The organism is Nonomuraea sp. NPDC051941, assembly GCF_044593615.1.
The window spans coordinates 94,530-116,747 of sequence record NZ_JBIUCF010000021.1; the positions used below are offsets into that span (position 1 = coordinate 94,530).

The window sequence follows — 22,218 nt, forward strand, 5'->3', positions numbered from 1 at the left end:
GCATCAAGGCAGCAACAGCACGTAATGGACGTTCAAGGAGTGCGGTGAGCGAGCAGAGCCCGCGGCAGGAGTTCTCCGGTCTTCGGATGGGGAAGCCGTTCGGCATTCCGGTGTATGTCTCGTGGACATGGTTCATCGTGGCGGCGGTCATCACCTGGGTGTTCGGGCGCCGGGTGACCAACATGCTGCCCGAGCTCGACAGCGCGGCCGCCTACGCGGTCGCGTTCGTGTTCGCGGTGCTGCTGTACGTGTCGGTGCTGCTGCACGAGCTGGCCCACAGCGTGCTGGCCAAGTTCTACGGCCTGCCGGTGCGCAGGATCACCCTCTACCTGCTCGGCGGCGTGTCGGAGATCGAGAAGGAGCCGCCCACGCCGGCCAAGGAGTTCCTGGTCGCCGCGGCGGGGCCGGCGCTGTCGCTGGGCCTGGCCGGGCTCGGCCTGGCCGCCGACGTCTACGTGATCAACGGCGGCGGCATCGTCGAGGTGCTCGTCTGGTGGCTGTGGGTCGCCAACCTCATCGTCGGCGTGTTCAACCTGCTGCCCGGCCTGCCCCTGGACGGCGGCCGGATGCTGCGCGCCGGAGTCTGGAAGCTGACCAAGAACCCCAGCTCCGGAACCATCGTCGCCGCCTGGGGCGGCCGCGTGCTGGCCGTGCTGCTCGTCGTGTTCTCGATCACCACGGCCCTGCAGAGCGGCCAGGTGACCGACCCGCTGGACCTGCTGTGGCCGTTCGTGCTGGCGTCGTTCATCTGGCTCGGCGCGAGCCAGTCGCTGCGCGTGGCCAAGATCCGCGCCAGGATCCCGCAGGTCAACGCCCGCGCGCTGGCGCGCAGGGCGATCCCGGTGACCGCCGAGACGCCGCTGTCGGAGGCGCTGCGGCAGGCCGCCGAGCGCAACGCGGGCGCCCTCGTCGTGATCGGCCACGACGGCGAGCCCCTGGCGATCGTGAACGAGGCCGCCGTCCAGGCCACCCCCGAACACCGCCGCCCCTGGGTGAGCGTCGGCTCGGTCGCCAAGTCCCTGGAGCCCACCATGGTGCTCGCGGCCGACCTGACCGGAGAGCCGCTCATCGACGCCATGCGCGAGGCCCCGGGCAGCGAGTACCTCCTGGTGGAACGGGGCGGCGAGATCTACGGGGTGCTCGCCACGGCCGACGTGAACCGGGTTTTCGCGGGCGTCTGATTTGTCCCACTCGTTTAAGCGGCGGGCCATGGATAGGGTCGTGTCCAGCAGTTTCGGGCGGCCGGAGCCGACTCCGGCCGGTTACTGCGATGTGACGACTGGCCGATAGTGTTCTGTTTGGCCAGACTTGCACAGTTGAGGGGTTTGCCGCAGTCCATCGGTTCACCGAATCGAGACGACGTGGCCGCGGCACGGCCCCTTCGTCTGGGTATGCGTATGGCTGGTGGCCAGCACGGCAGTGCGGGTGCCGTAATTTCGCCGGCTTCCGGGGAGGAGACACGAGTGACCGAGCGCAGCGAGGGCACCGATGAGCAGCGCAGCGCCGTCGTCATGAGGGAGGACGCATGACCGACCAAGGCTTCGGAGTGGTGCGTCCGCTTCCCGGTAACGGGCTTGTCGCCTACGCGGGCGGGCTGCTGCTGGTGTGCGACGCCGGCGAGGCCGCGGCCGACGACCTGCTCGACGCGCTGCGCGAGACGGCCGCGTCCGGCGGCGACGGCAGGGCGCTGGCCCGCCGCGCCGCTCAGGTGCTCGCGGCCAACATGGCCGGCGACCCGGCCACCTGCGCCGTCGCGGGCCGGGTCGGAGAAGGCGTGGCCGTCCTGGTCAGCGGCTCGGCCGCGGCCGTCATCGGCACCCCGGGCGGTGAGACGCGGCTGGCCGGCAGCGATTCGCTGACGTGGGCCGACCGGCTCGTCACCGGGCCCGTCGAGCGGGTCGAGCTGAGCCTGCCCGGCGCGGGCACCCCGCACCCCGCGGTCCGCTTCGACGGCGGCGTGGTGCACGGCGGCGGCCTCGTGGGCGACCTCACCGAGCGGTCCTCGGCGCCCGCCCCGTCCAGGCCGCTCACCAGCGAGATGCCCGCCACGGCCTTCCACCTCGAGGCCGACCTGGTCCAGCAGCCGCCCGCGCCGGTGGAGCGGCCGCCGTACCCGCTGGCCGACCAGCCGCCGGTCGTGCCGGGGTCGCCGTCGGGCCCGCAGCCCGCGCCGGTGGAGCAGCCGTCGTACCTCTCGCCCCAGGACCAGCCCCCGTACGTCCCGCCCCAGGACCCGCCGCCCTACCACACGCCGCAGGAGCAGCCGGCCCCCTTCTTCGCGCCGCCGCAGGAGCAGCCGCCGCCCCTGCCGGAGCCGCAGCAGTTCCCCTCCTACGACGAGCCGCCCCCCGGCAACGGCGTGGCCGACCAGCCCATGCCGCAGCACCTGGGCCCGTCCGACCACTTCGACCAGCCCGCGCCGCCCCTGCTCGGCCCGCCCGACCACTTCGACCATCCGGGCCAGCCGCCGCAGGAGCAGCAGCAGCAGCAGGACCACGGCGACCGCCCCCTGGTCTACGGCGTCGACTGCAAGAACGACCACTTCAACGACCCTCGCTCGCCCTACTGTGCGGTCTGCGGCATCGCGCTGGTGCAGCGCACGCTCGTCCCCTACAAGGGGCCGCGCCCGTCGCTCGGGGTGCTCATCCTCGACGACGGCACCGCGCTGCCGCTGGAGAGCGACTACCTGCTGGGCCGCGACCCCGAGCGGGCGCCCGAGGTGGCCGGCGGCACCGCCAGGCCCGCCAAGGTGACCAGCCCGGACGGCTCGGTGTCGCGCCGCCACCTGCGGGTGGCGCTCGACGGGTGGGACGTCAACCTGGTCGACCTGGGCTCGGTCAACGGCACCCAGATCCAGCCGCCCGGTGACCCCAACTTCTACGACATCCCGCCGAACGAGCCGGTCACCATCGCCCCCGGCACGACGGTCCGGGTCGGCGTCTCCCGCACGCTCCGCTTCGAGGCGCACCGGGGATAACCCGGCCGCCGGAACGCCCGCGTCCCCGTCCCGGGGCCGCGGGCATTCTCGTACGCCGCGTCGGCTGTCACCTCCGGCCGGACCGCGTCCAGGGCGGTCGTGCGAGCGTCCGCGCTGGACGCGGTCCGCGAGCATTCTCACGGAGAGCCAAAGCCCCATGATTTATTGATAAATGGTCAAATATCCGCAAAATCTTCGGACAAATGGGGCGGGCGGGAAGCGGCCATTCTCCGCCCGATCCGGGCAGGCAACCGGTCGTCCCTTACCCCGGGATCCGGTCGCCTCCAACGGGGAGGTTCGGCGGCTGGGCCGGGCAGAACGCCCGTACCCCGCGCAACAGCCGTACCGCGGCCTCCAGCCCGCTCGCCGCCTCCAGCGCCCGCCCTGCGGCGGTCGAGAAGCGGCTCAGCAGGTGCTCGTCCCCGTCGCCGAACCCCCGCCCGGCGACCCACACGAACGTGTGGTCCCGCGTCGCCAGCGGCAGGGGAGTGGCCAGGAAGCCCGGCTCGCCCACCGCGGCGTCGCGCGCCAGCCGGACCGTCGCCGGCACGGTCGCCAGCTCCTTCAGCACCCCCGACTCGGCCAGCCACCGGCGCACGCGCTGGGGATCGCCGGGAGGGGCGTGCGTGTGGATCGCATCGGCCTCCAAACGCAGGGCGTCCACGCGCACGAATCCCGCGTAGGCCGTGCCCGTGACGGCGGCGGCGGTACGCGCCAGCCGGTCGAGCAGGTCGACGGCCTCCAGGCAGGAGAACGAGGCGATGAGTTCACGCATGGCGGCATCGGCATGGTTGTATGACATCGCGGTGGTCCCTCGGGGGGAGGAGAGATCGCGCGGCCCGATCGCGCGAAACTGAAGTGCGGGTGCCCTGACTATCACCCCCGACGCGGCTCCTGACTAGCCCTCAACAGGAAATCGGGATTTCTGCCCCCTCCCGGTCCGCACGCGTCACGTGGGACGCAGCACCGACCACGCCAGGTCGTCCGTCCGCGTCCCGTCCGCCTTGACGAACAGCCCCCGGTGCACGCCCTCCCGGCTGAACCCGGCCCGCTCCAGCACCGCGTGCGAGGCCGTGTTGCCCGGGTCGGTGCCGGCCACGATCCGGTGCAGCGCCGTGTTCGCGAACGCCCAATCCACCAGCAGCCTGACCGCCCGCGTCATGAACCCCTTGCCCCGGAACCCGGGCACCAGCGAGTAGCCCACCATGGCCTGCCCCAGCGAAGGGACGACGTGCGCCAGCTGGATGTGCCCGGCGAACGCCCCCGACGCCGCGTCCCTGACGGCCAGCTCGATCCGCTGCCCCGACACCCACCAGTAGCCGGTGTAGCGGCAGCGCCGCTCGTGCTCCTCCAGCGTGCCCATCGGCCCGAAGTGATAGGCCGCCACGGTCGGGTCGGCCAGCATCCGGTGGAAGTCGCCGGCGTCCTCCACGGCCAGCGGCACCAGCCGCACCACGCCGTCGCACAGCTCCCCGTCCGCGAAGAACGGCAGGTACGGCTCCGCCGTCACCGTGTCCACCGTGTCCTCCGCCAGCCGGGCGAAGGTGACCATGTCGACGTAGCGGCCGTCGCGCAGCCGCTTGGCGTCCCGCCGGCGCCCCTCCTCGAGGAAGCCCGCCTTGACGGCCACCCGCAGGCTCGCCACGTTCTCCACCGCGGCCTGCAGCTCGACCCTGCGCACCCCGTGGTCGAACAGCCAGTCGGTGACCGCCCTGGCCGCCGTCGCCGCGACGTTCCTGCCCCGGGCCCACGGCGCCACCATGTAGCCGATCGAGGCCACGCCCCACTGATCGGGCCGCACGATCCCGATGGCGCCCACGTAGCCGCCGTCCCGCGTGATCACGAACTCCGCGCCGCCGTCCGCCCACTTCGCCGCCGCCTTCTCCAGGAAGCCGTGCGCGTCCTGCACCCGGTACGGCGACGGCAACGCCGGCAGGAACCGGGCGGTCACCGGGTCGTTGCACACCTTCACGATCGCCTCGACGTCCTCCTCCGCGGGAGGCCGGAGAATCAGGGGACCGGTGGAGATCACGTCGCGCGGAAGCATCCCCCATAGATACCGTGCGTCCGGACGCACTCGAAAGCCCTATAACCTTGCGGCCATGGGTTTCCGCAGGCATGGGCCTTTCCAGGCGGGGGATCAGGTGCAGCTCACCGACCCCAAGAACAAACGCCACACGATCACGCTCAAAGAGGACGGCGTCTTCCACACCCACAAGGGCGCCATCCCGCACAGCGACCTGATCGGGCAGCCTGAAGGCTCCGTCGTGCGCTCCTCGGGGGGCACCCAGTACCTCGCCTTCCGCCACCTGCTGCAGGACTACACGCTGGCCATGCCGCGCGGCGCGGCCGTCATCTACCCCAAGGACGCCTCGATGATCGTCGGCATGGCCGACATCTTCCCGGGCGCGCGGGTGATCGAGGCCGGCGTCGGCTCCGGCGCGCTGACGTGCTTCCTGCTGCGGGCCGTCGGCCCCGACGGGCACGTCACCTCGTACGAGCGGCGCCAGGAGTTCGCCGACGTGGCGAGCAAGAACGTGGAGAAGTTCTTCGGCGGCCCCATGGACGACAACTGGCGCCTGGTCGTCGGCGACCTGGTCGCCTCCATCGACGAGAGCGACGTCGACCGGGTGATCCTCGACATGCTCGCCCCGTGGGAGTGCGTCGACGCCGCCGCCAAGGCGCTCACCCCGGGTGGCGTGATCTGCTGTTATGTCGCCACGACCACGCAGTTGTCCAAGACGGTCGAGATGATTCGCGATCACGGGTGTTTCACGGAGCCGCATGCGTGGGAGACCCTGGTTCGCGACTGGCACGTCGAAGGGCTCGCGGTGAGACCGGATCATCGGATGATCGGTCACACGGGATTCCTGGTCACCGCCCGCCGCATGGCGGACGGAGTGACGCCCCCGCCGAGACGCCGTCGACCGAAGGGGACCACCGAGGAACTATGACAATTTGGCCACGAGGGTGCGTTGGTGCGTGACACGGGAACAGATTCCCGTGTGCAGGTGCTGGGAGTATTAAACGCACTATTGAGGATTATTCACCGAATACTGAATGTCACTCTACGAACACTGCCCGGCCAGGTTACGGAGGGGCCCGAGATAGGTAAGGTCCTAAGTAGTCGCCCTCGACTGGGAAGGAGGTGACGGGCGTGGCAGCTCGCGATGATGCTGAGGCTCGAGCCGCGCAGCGCGAACGGGAGGTCGCTGATCTTTCAACACAGGTCTCCTTCCTCCAGGAGGAGATCACCGCGCTGAGGCGGAAGCTGGCCGAGTCACCCCGTCAGGCCAGGGTCCTCGAAGAGCGTCTTCATGAGGCGCAGGCGAATCTCGCGGCCGTGACCGGCCAGAACGAACGCCTGGTCGCCACACTGAAGGAGGCCCGGGACCAAATCGTCGCCCTCAAGGAGGAGGTCGACCGGCTGGCGCAGCCGCCATCCGGTTTCGGCACCTTCCTCGAGGCCAGAGAAGACGGCACCATCGAGGTGTTCACCGGCGGCCGCAAGCTCCGGGTGAACGTCAGCCCTGCCGTCGACATCGACTCGCTGCGGCGTGGCCAGGAGGTCATGCTCAACGAAGCGCTCAACGTGGTCGAAGCTCTCGGCTACGAAGAGGTCGGCGAGATCGTCATGCTGAAAGAACTGCTCGACGAGGGCAAGCGGGCCCTGGTCATCTCGCACGCCGACGAAGAGCGCGTCGTGCGACTGGCCGAGTCGCTGGTCGGCCAGCCCATCAGGGCCGGCGACTCGCTCCTGCTCGAGCCGCGCTCCGGCTACGTCTACGAGCGCATTCCCAAGTCCGAAGTCGAAGAGCTCGTCCTCGAGGAGGTCCCCGACATCTCCTACGAGGAGATCGGCGGCCTCGGCAGGCAGATCGAGCAGATCAGGGACGCCATCGAGCTGCCCTACCTGCACGCCGACCTGTTCCGCGAGCACAAGCTCCGGCCCCCCAAGGGCGTGCTGCTGTACGGGCCGCCCGGATGCGGCAAGACGCTCATCGCCAAGGCGGTCGCCAACTCCCTGGCCAAGCAGGTCGCGGAGAAGACCGGCCAGTCCGGCAAGAGCTTCTTCCTCAACATCAAGGGCCCCGAGCTGCTCAACAAGTACGTCGGCGAGACCGAGCGGCACATCCGCCTGGTCTTCCAGCGGGCCCGTGAGAAGGCCTCCGAGGGCACCCCGGTGATCGTGTTCTTCGACGAGATGGACTCGATCTTCCGCACCCGAGGCTCCGGCGTGTCCTCCGACGTGGAGAACACCATCGTCCCTCAGCTGCTGTCGGAGATCGACGGCGTCGAGGGCCTGGAGAACGTCATCGTCATCGGCGCCTCCAACCGCGAGGACATGATCGACCCGGCGATCCTGCGGCCCGGCCGCCTGGACGTCAAGATCAAGATCGAGCGGCCGGACGCCGAGGCGGCCAAGGACATCTTCTCCAAGTACCTCATCGCCGACCTGCCGCTGCACCCGGACGACCTCACGGAGCACGCCGAGTCCCGCGAGGGCACCATCCAGGGCATGATCCAGAGCGTCGTCGAGCGCATGTACACCGAGAGCGAGGAAAACCGCTTCCTCGAGGTGACCTACGCCAACGGCGACAAGGAAGTCCTCTACTTCAAGGACTTCAACTCCGGCGCGATGATCCAGAACATCGTCGACCGTGGCAAGAAGATGGCCATCAAGCAGTTCCTCGAAACCGGCCAGAAGGGCCTGCGGGTGCAGCACCTGCTCACGGCCTGCGTGGACGAGTTCTCCGAGAACGAGGACCTGCCCAACACCACCAACCCCGACGACTGGGCCCGCATCTCCGGCAAGAAGGGTGAGCGGATCGTCTACATCCGCACGCTCGTCTCCGGCAAGCAGGGCACCGAAGCCGGCCGGTCCATCGACACCGTCGCCAACACCGGCCAGTACCTGTAGAACCCCCGAACGGGAGGGCCGCCGCGGCCCTCCCGTTCGCATGTCCGCGCCCCGCCGCGGCGACCCCGGCGAGGACGCCGGATGCGACACGGCCGATACGCATGCACGCCGCCCCGATCAGGCGCACACTGGGCTGATGACCACGCTCAAACGAGTAGACGTGCACGTCGAAGGCGTCGTCCAGGGCGTCGGCTTCCGCCCCTTCGTGCACTCGCTCGCCCGCCGGCTGGGTCTGGCCGGGCGGGTGCACAACGACGTCGACGGAGTGCACATCGAGGTCGAAGGCGCCCTGGCCGGCGTCGAGGAGTTCCTGACCGCGCTCGAACGCGACGCGCCCGCCCTGTCCGAGATCGAACGCGTCACCGTCGTCAGCGCCCGCCCCACCGGCCACAACGGCTTCACCATCGCCGCCGGCCTCCCGTCGGGCCCGCTGCGCCCCCTCGTCCGCGCCGACGGCGCCACCTGCGACGACTGCCTGCGCGAGCTGACCGACCCCGCCGACCGCCGCCACGGCTACCCGTTCATCAACTGCGCCAACTGCGGCCCCCGCTTCACGATCGTGCGCGGCGTCCCGTACGACAGGCCCCTGACCACCATGGCCGGCTTCGGCATGTGCCAGGCGTGCGCGGCCGAGTACCACGACCCCGGCAACCGCCGCCACCACGCCCAGCCCACCTGCTGCCCCGCCTGCGGGCCCCGGCTGCGGCTGCGCGACGCCCGCGGCACCGAGCTGTGCGGCGACCCCATCGCCGGCGCCGTCACCCTGCTGCGCGCCGGGCGCGTCGTCGCCGTCAAGGGCCTCGGCGGCTTCCACCTCGCCGTGCCCGCCGCCGACGAGCGGGCCGCCGCGGCGCTGCGTGGCCGCAAGCACCGGGAGGAGCAGCCGTTCGCCGTCATGACGGCCGACCTGGCGCAGGCGCGGCGGCTGTGCGAGATCGACGAGCACGCCGCCGAGCTGCTCACCGGCCGCGCGCGGCCCATCGTGCTGCTGCCCCGCCTGCCCGGCGCCCCCGTCGCCGCCTCCGTGGCGCCCGCCACCCGCAGCCTCGGCCTCATGCTGCCCTACACAGCCCTGCACCACCTCCTGCTCGCCGAGCTCGCCGAACCCATGGTCCTCACCGGCGGCAACGTCTCCGGCGAGCCCATCGCCTACGAGGACGACGACGCGCTGACCCGCCTGAGCGGCATCGCCGACGCCTTCCTCATCCACGACCGCCCCATCCACGTACGCGCCGACGACTCGGTCGTGCGCCCCATGGCGGGCGAGGTGACCGTGCTGCGCCGGGCCCGCGGGTACGCGCCCGAACCGCTCGCGATGCGCTGGCCCGCGCCCCGGCCCGTGCTCGCCTGCGGCGCCGAGCTGAAGAGCACCTTCTGCCTGGCCGAAGGACGGCGCGCGTTCGTCTCCCAGCACATCGGCACCCTGGAGAACCACGAGACGCTCCGGTCGTTCGTCGAGAGCATCGACCACTTCTGCGGCCTGTTCGGCATCCAGCCCGAGGTCGTGGCGCACGACCTGCACCCCGGCTACCTGTCCACCCGGCACGCCATGGAGATCCGCGGCGTCGAACTCCTCGGCGTCCAGCACCACCACGCCCACATCGCCTCCTGCCTGGCCGACAACGGCGACCCCGGGCCCGTGCTCGGCGTGGCCCTCGACGGGCTCGGCCACGGCCCCGACGGCACCCTGTGGGGCGGCGAGTTCCTGCGCGCCGACCTGACCTCCTTCGAACGCCTCGGCCACCTCGCCCAGGTCCCCATGCCGGGCGGGAGCGCCGCCGTGCGGCAGCCCTGGCGCATGACCGCCGCCTACCTCGGCGACGACCACCCCGGCCTCGACGTGGCCCGCCGCAACCCCTGGGCCGACGCCCTCCGGCTCGCGCCCGGCTCCCCGCTGACCTCCAGCGCGGCCCGCCTCTTCGACGCCGTCGCGGCGCTGCTCGGCGTCCGCGACAAGATCACGTACGCGGGGCAGGCCGTCGTCGAGCTCGAACAGCACGCCGACCCCGCCGAGCGCGGCACGTACGAGGCCGGGATCACCCACGGCGACCTGCTCGTCGTGGAGGGCGCCGACCTCGTCCGGGCCGCCGCCGCGGACCTGGCCGCAGGAGCCTGCACCCGCGCCATCGCCGGCCGCTTCCACAACGGCCTCGCCGACGCCGTCACCCGCGCCTGCGACACCCTCCGCCACGCCACCGGACTGACCACGGTGGCGCTGTCGGGCGGGATGTTCCAGAACGCGCTGCTGCTGGAGGCCACCGTGGCCCGGCTGCGCGCCGCCGGGTTCCGGGTGCTCAAGCACGTGCGCGTGCCGCCCGGCGACGGCGGAGTCAGCCTCGGCCAGGCCGCCGTCGCCGCCGCCCGCGACCGCGCCTGACCACCCTTCACCGTGCCCTCACCCTGCTCTCCTCGGGCTCTCGTCGGGCTCTCATCGCGGCGGAGTGGCGGGCCGGGGGAGAGCGGCCGGCCGCCCTAGCATGGCGATCATGGAGTACCTCAACCCCGCCCGCGCCCCGTACACCGCGCACGACCGCGCGCTCATCGGGACCGAGCACGCCCGCCAGGCCCGCGCCCACTTCGCCCGGCACCCCTCCTACCGGCCCACGCCGGTCCGCACCATCCCGGACCTGGCCGGAACCGAAGCCGTCCACGTCAAGGACGAGAGCGGGCGCATGGGGCTGGGCAGCTTCAAGGCGCTCGGGGGCGCGTACGCCGTCCACCTGCTCGCCGAGCACGAGGGCGGCGGCACGCCGTTCGTGTGCGCCAGCGCAGGCAACCACGGCATCTCCGTCGCCTCCGGCGCCGCCGAGGTCGGCGTGGACTGCGTCGTGTACCTCAGCGAAGGCGTCCCCGAGGCGTTCGCGCAGCGGCTGCGCGGACTCGGCGCCGAGGTGCGGCGCAGCGGCGAGGACTACGAGGCCAGCATGGCCGCCGCGATCCAGGCCGCCGAACGGAACGGCTGGCGGCTCGTCGCCGACAGCTCCTGGAACGGCTACACCGGCATCCCGCTCGACGTCATGCGCGGCTACACCGTCCTGTTCGACGAACTCGCCGACCCGGGCGCCCTGCCCGCCGTCCCCGCGCAGACCGCGCGCACCGGCGGCCCCGCCACGCCCCCAGGAGCGCGCGCCGGCCTCGAGGCGTACTCGGGCAGGCTCAACGGCTCCTCGGCCCTGACCGGCGGCCACAGCACGCCCCACGGGGCCGCGGGCGCGCCCACCCACGTGTTCCTCCAGGCGGGCGTCGGCGGGCTCGCCGCCGCCGGGGCCGCGTACGTGCGCGACCGCTGGGGCGAGCAGCCCAAGATCGTCGTGGTCGAGCCGGAAGGCGCGCCCTGCCTGCTCGAAAGCGCCCGGGCCGGCGAGCCCGTACGCGTCCAGGGCGGCCGCACCATCCTCGGCCGCCTCGACTGCCCGGAACCCTCCGTCATCGCTTTCCAGCTCCTCCACCACCTCGCCGACCTCTACATGACGATCACCGACGAGCAGGCGGCCGACGCCGCCCGCCTCCTGGCCGGCCACGGCGTCCACCTGTCGGAGTGCGGCGCCGCCGGAGCCGCCGGCCTGCTCGCCCTCACGCCCGCGGCCCGCGACGCGCTCGGGCTCGACGACGCCTCCCGCCCGCTGGTGGTGGGAACGGAGGGCCCCGTGGAACCAAAGTGATCCAGGTGACGTCAAAAAGGGCGTGCACGCACCTAACCGGCCCAAGCATGCTCGGGGGGACGGCCGGTTGGCCGAGCTCGACCTCCTGCGCTTCATCGCCGCCCTGGCCGTCGTCGCCTTCCACTACCTGGTGGCGTACGCGTCCGTCTGGGGGGCCAGGCCCGCCGCGCTGTTCCCGCCGCTGGCGCCCTTCGCGGGGTTAGGCATCCTCGGTGTCGAGCTGTTCTTCATCATCAGCGGGTTCGTCATCCTCATGACCGTGTGGGGGCGCGGCCTCGGCGGGTTCGCCCAGTCCAGGTTCGTCCGCCTTTATCCCGCGTACTGGCTCAGTCTCGGCGCCACCGCGGCGCTCTACGGGCTCACGGGCGCCAAGGCGCTGGACCCAAAACTTTCACCAGGCGACTACCTGGTGAACGCCACCATGTTCCAGCGGTTGTTCAAGGTCACCGACGCCAGCCAGGTCTACTGGTCGCTGTGGGCGGAGCTCCGCTTCTACCTGCTGATGGTCATCCTCGTGATCATCGGGGTCACGTACGGGCGCGTCCTGATCTTCTCCGGGGTCTGGCTGGTGGCCGCCTTCGGCGCCGACCTGCTCGGGAACGAGATCGTCAACGAGATCGTCATGCCCGACTACGCGCCCTACTTCATCGCCGGCATGTCCCTCTACCTCATCCACAAACACGGCAGCGCCTGGCTCCCGTGGCTCTACGTGGCCGGCGCGTACGCCCTGTCGATCGGCTCCGCGCTCGACCGGGTCCACCGGCGCGTCGACAACGTCGGGTTCAAGAACATGCCCGTCACCGACGTCAGTGTGATCATCACCATCACGCTGATCTTCGCCGTGATGGCCGTCGCCGCCCTCGGGCTGATCCGCCTCAAACCGTCCAGGACGCTCACCGCGCTCGGCGGCATCACATACCCGCTTTACCTGTTCCATGGCGTCGTCGCGGTGGCCCTCATCCCAGTGCTCACCGGCCACATGCCCCCCTGGGCCATCGCCATCACGACCGTCCTGACGGCCGTGGTGCTGTCGTATCTCGTGTACTCCTTTGCCGAACGGCCCATCCAGCGGCTACTCAAGCCCCGCAGACCCACGCAAACCCCGTCAGCTCCGGCCGTACAGGTTGAAAAGGCGTCGGTGCCATAACTCTGTGACCCTGGGGCACTGTGAAGGGCATAGGCTCGGGCATATAAACGGCGGATAGGCAGATCCGGACGAACAGAGGGTGTTGCATGACGGTGCGTCGGGTGATGGGCATCGAGACCGAGTACGGCATCTCCGTACCCGGCCAGCCAGGCGCCAACGCGATGGTGACCTCCTCACAGGTCGTGAACGCCTACCTGGCCGCCTCGGCGGCCCGGGCGCGCAGGGCCCGGTGGGACTTCGAAGAGGAGAACCCACTCCGCGACGCGCGCGGCTTCGACCTGGCCAGAGAGGTCGCCGACCCCAGCCAGCTCACCGACGAGGACCTCGGCCTCGCCAACGTCATCCTCACCAACGGCGCCCGGCTCTACGTCGACCACGCCCACCCCGAATACAGCTCGCCCGAGTGCACCAACCCCCGGGCCGCCGTCATCTGGGACAAGGCCGGCGAACGCGTCATGTACGACGCCGCCACCCGGGCCTCCGCCATCCCCTCCAACGCGCCCATCCAGCTCTACAAGAACAACACCGACGCCAAGGGCGCCTCCTACGGCTGCCACGAGAACTACCTCATGCGGCGCGCCACCCCCTTCGCCGACATCGTCCGGCACCTCACCCCCTTCTTCGTCTCCCGCCAGGTCGTCGTCGGCGCCGGCAAGGTCGGCATCGGCCAGGACTCCCGCGGCGAAGGCTTCCAGATCAGCCAGCGCGCCGACTTCTTCGAGGTCGAGGTCGGCCTCGAGACCACGCTCAAGCGGCCCATCATCAACACCCGCGACGAGCCGCACGCCGACCCCGAGAAGTACCGCCGGCTGCACGTGATCATCGGCGACGCCAACATGTCGGAAATTTCGACATATCTGAAGCTGGGCACCACCGCCCTCGTCCTCGCCATGATCGAAGAAGGCTTCCTCACCCGCGACCTCGCCGTCGAAAACCCCGTACAAGCCCTCCGGGCCGTCTCCCACGACCCCACCTGCCGCTACGAGATCGCCATGCGCGACGGCCGCAAGCTCACCGCCATCCAGCTCCAGATGGAATACCTCGAACAAGCGCGCAAATACGTCGAAGAGCGAGGCACCGCCCAAGAGGAGATGAACAAGGACATCCTCGACCGTTGGGAGTCCGTCCTCACCCGGCTCGCCGAAGACCCCATGCAGCTCTCCCGCGAACTCGACTGGGTCGCCAAACTCGAACTCCTCGAGGGCTACCGCACCCGCGACGGCCTGCCCTGGTCCCACCCCAGGCTCCAGCTCGTCGACCTGCAATACTCCGACATCCGCCCCGACCGCGGCCTCTACAACCGCCTCGTCGCCCGCGGACGCATGCAACGCCTCGTCACCGAAGACGAAGTCCAGCGCGCCGTCGAACACCCGCCCAACGACACCCGCGCCTACTTCCGCGGCCGCTGCCTGCGCCAATACAGCGAATCCGTCGCCGCCGCCTCCTGGGACTCCGTCATCTTCGACATCCCCGGCCGCGAATCACTCCAGCGCGTACCCACCCTCGAACCACTGCGCGGCACCAAAGCCCACGTCGGCGAACTCTTCGACCGCTGCCGCACCGCCGCCGACCTCGTCGCCGCCCTCACCGGCGGCGACTGAGCCCTTCTGAACGGGACCGGCCCACACGGGCCGGTCTCCTACAGCAGCCCCACACCCAGCGTCAGCGTGCCCACCGCCAGGCACGCCCCGCCCGCCACCGTCAGCCAGATCAACCTGCTCGGCTTCGTGTCCCCAGGACGCACCACCGACAGGAAGAAACCCAGCGGCATCAGGATCGGCGCGGCCACGATCAACACCCGCGTCAGGGCCTTCACACCCTCCGGCAGACTCGCCTGGTCCACATAGAGCATCGCCACCAGCGAGAACAGCACCAGCACGCCCGCATGCGCGTGCCCGGCCCGCCACAGGCCACGCCGGACCGGGTTGTCCAGATAGCCGGGGACGTTGCGCATCAGGAACTTCAACAGGGTGACGCCGCCGAAGGCCACCCCGGGGACTGTGATGAGGAGCACACCGGCCGTGCTCAGGGATGCGGGGGACATCGGAACCTCCTCGTGTGTAGGTGGATCCATTATTGGATAGTTTGGCTATCTAGTCAAGCCGACAAGATCGCTGGGCGATCGGCGCGAAATGTCGCTCGGTTCGGGGAAGATATGCCTTAGAGGCAGTCCCCCAACCGGAGGTAGGACATGGCAACCAAGGACACCGGAGGCCAGAAGCAGGCCGGTCGGCGCGAGAGCGAAGTCGAGGAGACCGAGGCCTCGGCGACGCCGGACGTTCAGGAGCGCCAGGAGAAGCTCACGGACGATGTCGACGCAATTCTGGACGAAATCGACGAAGTTCTCGAAGAGAACGCAGAGGAATTTGTCAGGTCATATGTACAGAAGGGCGGACAGTAGGGGATAAATCGGACATCGGATAGGGAGGGGGATCGGTGGAGACGCCGGATGGGTATAAGCGGTGCCCGGACTGCGGGGAAGAAAAGGAGGTCTTGGAGTTCGGGCGCAATAAGCGAATGGCCGATGGGCTCGCGCGATATTGCAAGGCCTGCTTCCAGCGGCGTCACACGCAGAGCTATCGCAAGCGCAGGGAAGAGCAAGGGAAGGCCGTGCGTGAGCGCGTTGAAGTGCCTGACGGGCAGAAATACTGCCCCCGTTGTGCGGAGATCAAGCCAATCACCGACTTCGGAAAGAACAGGTCGGAGAAGGACGGGCTCACCCATTACTGCAAGCCGTGTCATAACCAAGTGATGCGCGAGAACCGCATCAAGAATCACGGCAGCACTCGCAACTACCACCTGAAGCGCCGCTATGGCATCACCGAGGACGACTTCGAGCGCATGCTCGCCCACCAGGGCGGGCTCTGCGCCATCTGCCGGGCCGTGCCCGGCACGTTCGTCGACCACAGTCATCAGACCGGCCAGGTCCGGGGCATTCTCTGTTTCAACTGCAACAACGGGCTCGGCCACTTCGGCGACAATCTGGTGTTGCTGGAGTTGGCGGCCCTTTATCTGGACGGGGAGATTCTCTGGCCCGAGTTCGTGGTCCTCCCGCGGCAGCGTGCCTCGGATGAGGTGGCGCGGACGCGGAGTTATCACCTGACGCAGCGTTATCAGGTGCGGCATGAGGATGTCGAGCGGATGATCTCGGCTCAGCATGGTTTGTGTGTGGTGTGCTGGGATCGGCCGCCCGAGCATGTGGACCATTGTCATCGCACGGGGGATGTGCGGTTTGCGTTGTGTCTGCCGTGCAATACGGGGATCGGGCAGTTCAGGGATGATCCCGGTGTGGTGTGGCGGGCGCTTTCTTATGTCGAGGCGACCGTTGAGGAGTTCGACGAGGTCGAGGTTTCGGAGGAGGAGTTTCGGGGGTTGGTCGAGGCTGAGGAGCGGCTTCGGGGCGAGTTCTATTCGACGGTGTCGAGGGTGGGCTGATCGGCTTTGGGGAGGGTGTAGTCGACGGCGACGCCCAGGAGGCGGACCGGGCGGGTGAGGTCGAAGCGGGTGAGGATGGTGAGGGCCGCCTGCTGGATGGTGGCCGGGTCCGTGGTGGGGGCGGGGAGTTTTGACTGGCGGGTTCGGGTGAGGAACGGGGTGAAGCGGACCTTGACCGATACCCGGGTGATGTCGCGGCCGGCTTCGCGGGCGTCGTGGGCGACCTGGGTGGCGAGGGCGGCGACGTGGTGGGTGATGTCGGCTTCGTCGGTGAGGTCGTGCTGGAAGGTGGTTTCGCGGCTGTGGCCGCGGGCGATCCAGGGTGTGGTGACGATTTCGGCTTCGCCTTTGCCGAGGGCGAGGTAGCGGTACCAGGGGCCGTTGGTGGGGCCGAAGTGGCGGGCGAGGTGGGCGGGGTCGGCGGTGGCGAGTTGGGCGACGGTGTGGAGGCCTAGGGCGGCGAGTTTTTTGGAGATCTTGGCGCCGATGCCCCAGAGCGCGTCGGTGGGGCGGTCGTTCATGATCTCGGCCCAGTTGTCGCTGGTGAGGCGGTAGATTCCGGCGGGTTTGGCGAGGCCGGAGGCGAGTTTGGCCTGGTGTTTGTTGTCGCCGATGCCGATGGAGCAGGACAGCTGGGTGCGTTCGCGTACGGCCTGGCGGATGGTGGCGGCGAGGGTTTCGGGGTCGTCGGTGGTGGCGCCGAGGAAGGCTTCGTCCCAGCCCCAGATTTCGACGCGTACGGGGAATTCGCGGAGTACGGCCATGACGTGGGCGGAGGCGGCTTCGTAGGCGGGTGGGTCGCTGGGCAGGAAGATCGCTTCGGGGCAGCGTTTGAGTGCGGTGCGCAGTGGCATGCCGGAGTGGATGCCGTGTTCGCGGGCTTCGTAGGTGGCGGTGGCGGCCACGGTGCGGGGTTGGGTGGGGTCTCCTGAGCCGCCGACGACGACGGGTTTGCCGCGGAGTTCGGGGTGGCGGAGGATCTCGACGGCGGCGATGAACTGGTCGAGGTCGACGTGGAGGATCCAGTCCCTCATGGTTTTCAGTATGTCGTGAGGCCCTGTGGAGACGGTGTGGAGGCGGTCGTCGCGGTAGGTGAGGGCGTGGCGGGGGGCTGCCCAGGTGGGGTTGCCGATGGGTGGTGTTCGTCTTCTTGGACGACGGCCTGGATGAGGGTGGCGGGGGGCTCCGGGGGGAGTGGGGTTTCGGGGGCGGCGATGGTGGCCAGGTCGGGGCGGACGAGCGGGATCACGATGGGGCGCAGGATCTGCAGGGGGAGGCGCCGAAGACGGGGGCGGACTCCTCGTACGAGGTAGGGGTCTCGTCCATGAAGTCCTTGAGGATGAAGATCGCGGCGGGCAGCAGGCTGCTGGAGACGACGAGGATGACGCCGAGGTGGGTGTCGATGAGGCCGCGCCGGGTGGCCGGCTCGAAGATGGGCACCATGGCGGCGGTGCCGGTGCCGGTGACGGCCGACGACAGCAGCAGGAGCAGGTAGAGCAGTGCGTCCCGGCCGGGCACGCATGCTCATGGCGATCCCTCGATCGCCGGGATCCTGTGCCTTCCCTCGTCTGTGTGGTCGGCTCACCGCTCATGGCGGAGCCGGGCTCAGCCGCCGACGTGGGCCGGGCCGCCGACGAGGTCCTCCAGCTTCGCCTGGTACGCGGCGGCGGCCTCGTCGGGGCTCGTGCCGCTGGCGACGGCGGCGGTGGCCTCCTGCAGCGCGGCCGACACCTGCGGGTAGACGGCCAGGCCGGGGCGGTAGGCGGTGAGGGGCAGCACCTCGTCGGCGACGAACTTCAGCATCGGGTCGGCGGTGAGCACCTCGTCGTTGACGTCGGCGCGTGAGCTGATGCGCGCCTGCCCGGCCAGCTGCGCCTTCGTGGCCGCCGCCGAGTGCATGAAGGCGAGCAGGTCCCAGGCGAGCCTGGGGTTCTTGGAGTACGGGTTGAGCACGCGGACGGCGCCGCCGGACATGCTGACGAAGTCCTGGCCGCGGACGCCGGCGCCGGGCCGCTCGGCGGGGATCTTGGCGTAGCCGACGACCTGGTCGCGGTCCTTCATGGGGGCGACGCCGGCCCGGGGTTCGACGACGGAGCGCCAGAAGTAGTCGCTCTCGGCGAGGATGCCGATCTTGCCGGCGGCGAACTGGGCGAAGGACTTGTCGCGGCCCTTGGCCTCCTGCTGCAGCTTGGGGTCTCCGAGGCCGCTGCCGCCGTAGATCTGCCGGTAGAAGCCGAGCGCGTCCTTGAGCGACCGGGAGGCGCCGGTCCACTTGCCGGCGGCGTAGATCTCGGATCCGGCGCCGGCGAGCAGGGGGAGCATGCCCTGCATGGTCGTGGCCTCGCCCATGGCGGTGCCGGCGTCGATCTGGATGGGGACGGGCACGCCCGCGGCCTTGAGCCTGGTGCCGGCGTCGATGATGTCCTGCCAGCTCTTGGGCTGCCACGGGCCGGGCAGGCCGGCCTTGGCGAACAGGGTCTTGTTGTAGAACAGGACGCGGCCGTCGGTGCCCTGCGGCAGGCCGTACTTCTTGCCGTCGAAGATGCCCAGGCTCTGCACGGCCTGCGGGATCTGCGACCAGCCCTCCCACTGTTCGACGGTGGCGCCGCCGACCTCCGGCAGCGGTTTGATGTAGCCGGCCTGGGCGAACTCGCCGACCCAGATGCCGTCGATGTCGATCACGTCGGCGCCGGTCCTGGACTTGAGGTCGAGCGCGATCTTCGTCTTGTACTGCTCGTCGTCGACGCCGCTGGGCTGGAAGAGGACCTTGACGTCGCGGTGCGTCCTCTCGAACTCGGGGATCACCCACCGCTTGATCCAGTCGGCGGACTCGGAGTTCTTGCCGCCGGAGATGGAGTTGGCGGCGATGGTCAGGGAGACGCTGCCTGTGCCGGAGTCCGCGCCGGTGCCGCAGGACGTGAGGGCGAGGGCGGCCAGGGTGGCGATCACCGCAGTTCGGCTGGGGAATCGCATGTCGGCCTCCTGTTCAGGACGTGCAGACATACCGACAGTCGCACGGCCGCCGGGAGCCGTAAAGAAACGATCTGAACACGGAACGGGGCGGCGTGTGATCACGCGGGTTCGCCGTGAGCTGATCGTGGGAAGTGCAGACAACAACCCAACATGAGTAGGGTCGCCCTAGGAACACTGACGTTTGGAGGGAGTCGCGTGGCATCGCACAGGGATCTGCCCGCCGGCTTGGTCAACCAGCTTTTCCGCAACACCGGAAGTTCCTCGTTCACGGAGTTTGTCAGCTCGTATGCGCCTGATTTGCTGCCGCAGCGGAATGAGGTGCTGGCCACCCCGATCGGCGACCAGGTCCCGCACGCGACGACGATCGTGGCCGCCACCTTCGCCGGTGGCGTGATCATGGCGGGCGACCGGCGGGCGACGTCGGGCAACATCATCTCCCAGCGCGATGTGGAGAAGGTCTTCCGCGCCGACGACTACTCGTGCATGGGCATCGCGGGCACGGCCAGCACCGGCATCGAGTTCGCCCGGCTGTTCCGGGTGGAGCTGGAGCACTACGAGAAGCTCGAGGGCCGCACGATGTCGGTGGCGGGCAAGGCCAACCGGCTGGCCACCATGATCAGGGGCAACCTTCCGATGGCGATGCAGGGGCTGGTGGTGGTGCCGCTGTTCGCCGCGTACGACCCCGACAAGGACGAGGGGCGGATCTTCAGCTACGACGTCGCGGGCGGGCCGTATGAGCGGGAGAGGTTCGACGCGATCGGCTCCGGCTCGATCTTCGCGCGCGGGTCGTTGAAGAAGCTCTACCGCGACGGCTCGTCGGCCGACGACATGGTGATGACGCTCATCCAGGCCCTCTACGACGCCGCCGACGACGACTCGGCGACCGGTGGGCCCGACGTCACCAGGAAGATCTGGCCGATCGTGTCGGTGATCGACGGCGACGGCTTCCGCAGGCTGAGCGAGGAGCAGGTCTCCGACTACGTGGAGCAGATGCTCGAAGCCCGCCTGATCTCGCCTGACGGCCCCATCGCCCCGCTGCGCTAGAAAGGACCACCGCACGTGTCCATGCCTTTTGGATATGCGTCCCCTGAGCAGATCATGCGGGACAAGGCCGACTACGCGCGCAAGGGCATCGCGCGGGGCCGCTCCGTCGTCGTTCTGCAGTATGTAGATGGCATCCTGTTCGTCGCGCCCAACCCGTCGCGGGCACTGCACAAGATCAGCGAGATCTACGACCGCATCGGGTTCGCGGCCGTGGGCCGCTACAACGAGTTCGAGGAGCTGCGGCTCGGCGGCATCCGCTATGCCGACATCAACGGCTACACCTACGACCGCTCCGACGTGACCGGGCGCGGCCTGGCCAACCTGTACGCCTCCAACCTGGGCCGCATCTTCACCGAGTCGATCAAGTCGCTGGAGGTGGAGGTCGTGGTCGCCGAGGTCGGCGAGACCAAGGACGGCGACGCGATCTACCGGCTCACCTTCGACGGGTCGGTCTTCGACGAGCACGGCTTCGCGGCCATGGGCGGCCAGGCGGACGCGGTGTCCACCCGGCTCAAGGAGCGTTACCGCGAGTCGATGTCGCTTGCCGACGCGCTGGAGGTGGCGCTGACGGCGCTCACCGAGCCTGGTGGCGAGCGGCCGCCGGTGGCGCAGCTCGAGGTGGCGGTCCTCGACCGCAACCGGGAGCACCGCAAGTTCCTGCGGCTCACGGGCGCCCGCCTGGAGCGCCTCCTGGCCCAGACCACCACCCCGCCCCCGGCCGCCACCCCGCCGCCCGCGGCCAAGCCCTCGTCCGAGGAGACCCCGCCTCCCACGGGGCCTGAGGGCGACGTGGACGACGGCTCGTCGCCGCTGTAGCCGTCCACTCTTCTCACACCCGCCAGGGGCCGCTACGGCAGCCCCTGGCGGGTTTTTCGTTGGCTCGGTACGGGTGTGGCGGTTTCCGGGCCTGGTACGGGTGCCACGGTTTCCCGGGCCCGGTACGGGGCGGCGGCGATTACTCCGGGGCACAGCCGTCATTTCGGCAACTCGCGGCGCGGGCCTGGACGGTGCCTCGGCGGCTCGTCGGACGCCGCGCCCGTCGCCCGAAGGGGTGCGGGCGGTCGCGCGACACGGCAGCGGGCGTGTGGCGGTCGGCGGCGGTGGACGGACGACGGGCCCGGTGAGTGCGAGGGCGCGTTGAGGTGGGTGGCGGGGAGCCTGGCGGGTGGCGTGGCGGGCGGGTGGCGTGAGGGGAAGGCGGCGGGGCGCGGTCAGATGGCCCTGCGGTGGCCATGGTGTGCGCCCATTTGTGGCGGGGCGAGGGTGGTGAGGGTGTGAGCCGGTGTATGGGCAGCGGTCCGTTGGGTTCTGTGTGCGGGGGGAGCTGTGAGTGGTGAGGGTGGTTGAGGGGGTGGAGGGGTCGTTGAGGTGGTGTGGGGTGGTGGGGAAGGCGGTATGGGGGGGTGTGACTTGTATCACTGGGGTTGAGGCGAACTTCGGGGGGTGATATCGGGTCTCAGAATCCGTGAACACTCCCATGCGTGGCCTCCTGGCGGCCGGTGCCGCTGTGGTCGTGGCGCTGAGCTCCGGCGTGGCCGCTCACGCCGCCTCCGCGGTGGCCGGCGCGTCCTCCGGGTACGCCGCCGCGTTCCCCAACTTCAAGGCGCCCAAGCCTTTCGGCACGACCCTCCAGTCCGACCCGAAGCACGACTTCACCAAGGGCATCCACTCCCGTCATGACGGCATCCTGCGCGGCCGGATCACCCTGATCCGCGGTGACGTGGCCGAGTACCAGCCGATCAAGTGGAAGAAGGGCACCGAGACCGAGGGTTACTTCGTGGGCCCGCCCGAGGGCGACGTCATGGCGTACGCCTCGCCCGTCGCCAAGGACGTGGTCTATCTGTCGGCGTTCGGCTGCGGGAAGTCGGAGGGCGGCATGACGATCAACCGGGACACCGGGCTGGGCGACAAGCGCTGCTCCAGGTCGGTGCTGATGAAGCGGGAGGGGAAACCCGCGCTCATCACCGTCTACAAGGGGAAGATCGTCCAGGTTCAGGAGATCTGGACGCCCTGACACGAGAGCCCTGGAAACGCGGGAAAAAGGACCCGCGCCCCGTGG

Annotated in this window: 19 protein-coding genes; 13 read left to right on the plus strand and 6 right to left on the minus strand. The window is 69.8% G+C overall.

Annotated elements, in window-relative coordinates; all coding sequences use genetic code 11:
- Positions 1–44: 44 nt before the first annotated feature.
- Positions 45–1,181: a site-2 protease family protein gene (locus ACIHFD_RS32175; RefSeq protein WP_397370068.1), complete on the plus strand. Its 1,137-nt coding sequence runs from the start codon at positions 45–47 to the stop codon at positions 1,179–1,181.
- Between the two features lie 344 nt (positions 1,182–1,525).
- Positions 1,526–2,977, plus strand: coding sequence for an FHA domain-containing protein (locus ACIHFD_RS32180; protein WP_397370069.1), 1,452 nt, complete (start codon positions 1,526–1,528; stop codon positions 2,975–2,977).
- A 262-nt stretch (positions 2,978–3,239) separates the two neighbouring features.
- Here the strand turns inward: ACIHFD_RS32180 and ACIHFD_RS32185 are convergent, their stop codons facing one another.
- The gene (locus ACIHFD_RS32185; protein ID WP_397370071.1) at positions 3,240–3,752 is read right to left on the minus strand and encodes a hypothetical protein; all 513 of its coding nucleotides are present in this window, start codon (positions 3,750–3,752) and stop codon (positions 3,240–3,242) included.
- Between the two features lie 174 nt (positions 3,753–3,926).
- Positions 3,927–5,024, minus strand: coding sequence for a GNAT family N-acetyltransferase (locus tag ACIHFD_RS32190; protein ID WP_397370072.1), 1,098 nt, complete (start codon positions 5,022–5,024; stop codon positions 3,927–3,929).
- Positions 5,025–5,079: 55 nt separating this feature from the next.
- Here ACIHFD_RS32190 and ACIHFD_RS32195 point away from each other — a divergent pair, with 55 nt between their 5' ends.
- The 6 genes from ACIHFD_RS32195 to dop all read left to right on the plus strand — a co-directional run bounded on the left by ACIHFD_RS32195 (position 5,080) and on the right by dop (position 14,308).
- Positions 5,080–5,931 carry a tRNA (adenine-N1)-methyltransferase gene (locus ACIHFD_RS32195; RefSeq protein ID WP_350735376.1) on the plus strand — a complete coding sequence of 284 codons (852 nt, stop codon included), beginning with the start codon at positions 5,080–5,082 and terminating at the stop codon, positions 5,929–5,931.
- 194 nt (positions 5,932–6,125) lie between these two features.
- Positions 6,126–7,898: a proteasome ATPase gene (arc, locus tag ACIHFD_RS32200; RefSeq protein WP_363969751.1), complete on the plus strand. Its 1,773-nt coding sequence runs from the start codon at positions 6,126–6,128 to the stop codon at positions 7,896–7,898.
- A gap of 136 nt (positions 7,899–8,034) precedes the next feature.
- A complete protein-coding gene (gene hypF, locus ACIHFD_RS32205; protein WP_397370073.1) occupies positions 8,035–10,275 on the plus strand; it encodes a carbamoyltransferase HypF in 2,241 nt (746 codons plus the stop codon).
- Positions 10,276–10,384: 109 nt separating this feature from the next.
- A complete protein-coding gene (locus ACIHFD_RS32210) occupies positions 10,385–11,560 on the plus strand; it encodes a pyridoxal-phosphate dependent enzyme (protein WP_397370074.1) in 1,176 nt (391 codons plus the stop codon).
- Between the two features lie 67 nt (positions 11,561–11,627).
- The gene (locus tag ACIHFD_RS32215; protein WP_397370075.1) at positions 11,628–12,707 is read left to right on the plus strand and encodes an acyltransferase family protein; all 1,080 of its coding nucleotides are present in this window, start codon (positions 11,628–11,630) and stop codon (positions 12,705–12,707) included.
- 86 nt (positions 12,708–12,793) lie between these two features.
- The gene (gene dop, locus ACIHFD_RS32220; RefSeq protein ID WP_363969745.1) at positions 12,794–14,308 is read left to right on the plus strand and encodes a depupylase/deamidase Dop; all 1,515 of its coding nucleotides are present in this window, start codon (positions 12,794–12,796) and stop codon (positions 14,306–14,308) included.
- 38 nt (positions 14,309–14,346) lie between these two features.
- On the opposite strand, the gene ACIHFD_RS32225 is transcribed toward dop, so the two are convergent.
- Positions 14,347–14,751 (minus strand): hypothetical protein, encoded by a 405-nt coding sequence (locus ACIHFD_RS32225; RefSeq protein ID WP_350735389.1) that lies wholly within the window; start codon positions 14,749–14,751, stop codon positions 14,347–14,349.
- Positions 14,752–14,898: 147 nt separating this feature from the next.
- Here ACIHFD_RS32225 and ACIHFD_RS32230 point away from each other — a divergent pair, with 147 nt between their 5' ends.
- Together ACIHFD_RS32230 and ACIHFD_RS32235 are read left to right on the plus strand one after the other, a co-directional pair.
- Positions 14,899–15,108: a ubiquitin-like protein Pup gene (locus ACIHFD_RS32230; RefSeq protein ID WP_344995612.1), complete on the plus strand. Its 210-nt coding sequence runs from the start codon at positions 14,899–14,901 to the stop codon at positions 15,106–15,108.
- A 35-nt stretch (positions 15,109–15,143) separates the two neighbouring features.
- On the plus strand, positions 15,144–16,142 hold the full coding sequence (locus tag ACIHFD_RS32235; RefSeq protein ID WP_397370076.1) for an endonuclease domain-containing protein: 999 nt from the start codon (positions 15,144–15,146) through the stop codon (positions 16,140–16,142).
- On the opposite strand, the gene ACIHFD_RS32240 is transcribed toward ACIHFD_RS32235, so the two are convergent.
- The 3 genes from ACIHFD_RS32240 to ACIHFD_RS32250 all read right to left on the minus strand — a co-directional run bounded on the left by ACIHFD_RS32240 (position 16,115) and on the right by ACIHFD_RS32250 (position 19,115).
- On the minus strand, positions 16,115–17,176 hold the full coding sequence (locus ACIHFD_RS32240; protein ID WP_397370077.1) for a DNA polymerase IV: 1,062 nt from the start codon (positions 17,174–17,176) through the stop codon (positions 16,115–16,117). The two genes, ACIHFD_RS32235 and ACIHFD_RS32240, sit on opposite strands and share 28 nt — an antisense overlap.
- Positions 17,177–17,387: 211 nt before the next feature.
- Positions 17,388–17,660 (minus strand): hypothetical protein, encoded by a 273-nt coding sequence (locus ACIHFD_RS32245; protein ID WP_397370078.1) that lies wholly within the window; start codon positions 17,658–17,660, stop codon positions 17,388–17,390.
- An 87-nt stretch (positions 17,661–17,747) separates the two neighbouring features.
- Positions 17,748–19,115, minus strand: coding sequence for an extracellular solute-binding protein (locus ACIHFD_RS32250; protein ID WP_397370079.1), 1,368 nt, complete (start codon positions 19,113–19,115; stop codon positions 17,748–17,750).
- Between the two features lie 195 nt (positions 19,116–19,310).
- Here ACIHFD_RS32250 and prcB point away from each other — a divergent pair, with 195 nt between their 5' ends.
- The 3 genes from prcB to ACIHFD_RS32265 all read left to right on the plus strand — a co-directional run bounded on the left by prcB (position 19,311) and on the right by ACIHFD_RS32265 (position 22,173).
- Positions 19,311–20,159, plus strand: coding sequence for a proteasome subunit beta (gene prcB / locus ACIHFD_RS32255; protein ID WP_397370080.1), 849 nt, complete (start codon positions 19,311–19,313; stop codon positions 20,157–20,159).
- A 21-nt stretch (positions 20,160–20,180) separates the two neighbouring features.
- Entirely contained in the window at positions 20,181–20,975 is a 795-nt protein-coding gene (gene prcA, locus ACIHFD_RS32260) for a proteasome subunit alpha (RefSeq protein WP_397370081.1), read from the plus strand.
- A gap of 661 nt (positions 20,976–21,636) precedes the next feature.
- Positions 21,637–22,173 carry a hypothetical protein gene (locus tag ACIHFD_RS32265; RefSeq protein ID WP_397370082.1) on the plus strand — a complete coding sequence of 179 codons (537 nt, stop codon included), beginning with the start codon at positions 21,637–21,639 and terminating at the stop codon, positions 22,171–22,173.
- Positions 22,174–22,218: the final 45 nt, after the last annotated feature.

What these genes read in the sequence shown, in the direction of transcription:
- prcA (WP_397370081.1), top strand. Translation starts at nt 20,181, where the DNA reads ATGCCTTTTGGATATGCGTCCCCTGAGCAGATCATGCGGGACAAGGCC.
- ACIHFD_RS32230 (WP_344995612.1), top strand. Translation starts at nt 14,899, where the DNA reads ATGGCAACCAAGGACACCGGAGGCCAGAAGCAGGCCGGTCGGCGCGAG.
- dop (WP_363969745.1), top strand. Translation starts at nt 12,794, where the DNA reads ATGACGGTGCGTCGGGTGATGGGCATCGAGACCGAGTACGGCATCTCC.
- ACIHFD_RS32195 (WP_350735376.1), top strand. Translation starts at nt 5,080, where the DNA reads ATGGGTTTCCGCAGGCATGGGCCTTTCCAGGCGGGGGATCAGGTGCAG.
- ACIHFD_RS32250 (WP_397370079.1), bottom strand. Translation starts at nt 19,115, where the DNA reads ATGCGATTCCCCAGCCGAACTGCGGTGATCGCCACCCTGGCCGCCCTC.
- ACIHFD_RS32240 (WP_397370077.1), bottom strand. Translation starts at nt 17,176, where the DNA reads ATGAGGGACTGGATCCTCCACGTCGACCTCGACCAGTTCATCGCCGCC.
- ACIHFD_RS32190 (WP_397370072.1), bottom strand. Translation starts at nt 5,024, where the DNA reads ATGCTTCCGCGCGACGTGATCTCCACCGGTCCCCTGATTCTCCGGCCT.
- ACIHFD_RS32225 (WP_350735389.1), bottom strand. Translation starts at nt 14,751, where the DNA reads ATGTCCCCCGCATCCCTGAGCACGGCCGGTGTGCTCCTCATCACAGTC.
- ACIHFD_RS32210 (WP_397370074.1), top strand. Translation starts at nt 10,385, where the DNA reads ATGGAGTACCTCAACCCCGCCCGCGCCCCGTACACCGCGCACGACCGC.
- hypF (WP_397370073.1), top strand. Translation starts at nt 8,035, where the DNA reads ATGACCACGCTCAAACGAGTAGACGTGCACGTCGAAGGCGTCGTCCAG.
- ACIHFD_RS32265 (WP_397370082.1), top strand. Translation starts at nt 21,637, where the DNA reads ATGCGTGGCCTCCTGGCGGCCGGTGCCGCTGTGGTCGTGGCGCTGAGC.
- ACIHFD_RS32180 (WP_397370069.1), top strand. Translation starts at nt 1,526, where the DNA reads ATGACCGACCAAGGCTTCGGAGTGGTGCGTCCGCTTCCCGGTAACGGG.
- ACIHFD_RS32185 (WP_397370071.1), bottom strand. Translation starts at nt 3,752, where the DNA reads ATGCGTGAACTCATCGCCTCGTTCTCCTGCCTGGAGGCCGTCGACCTG.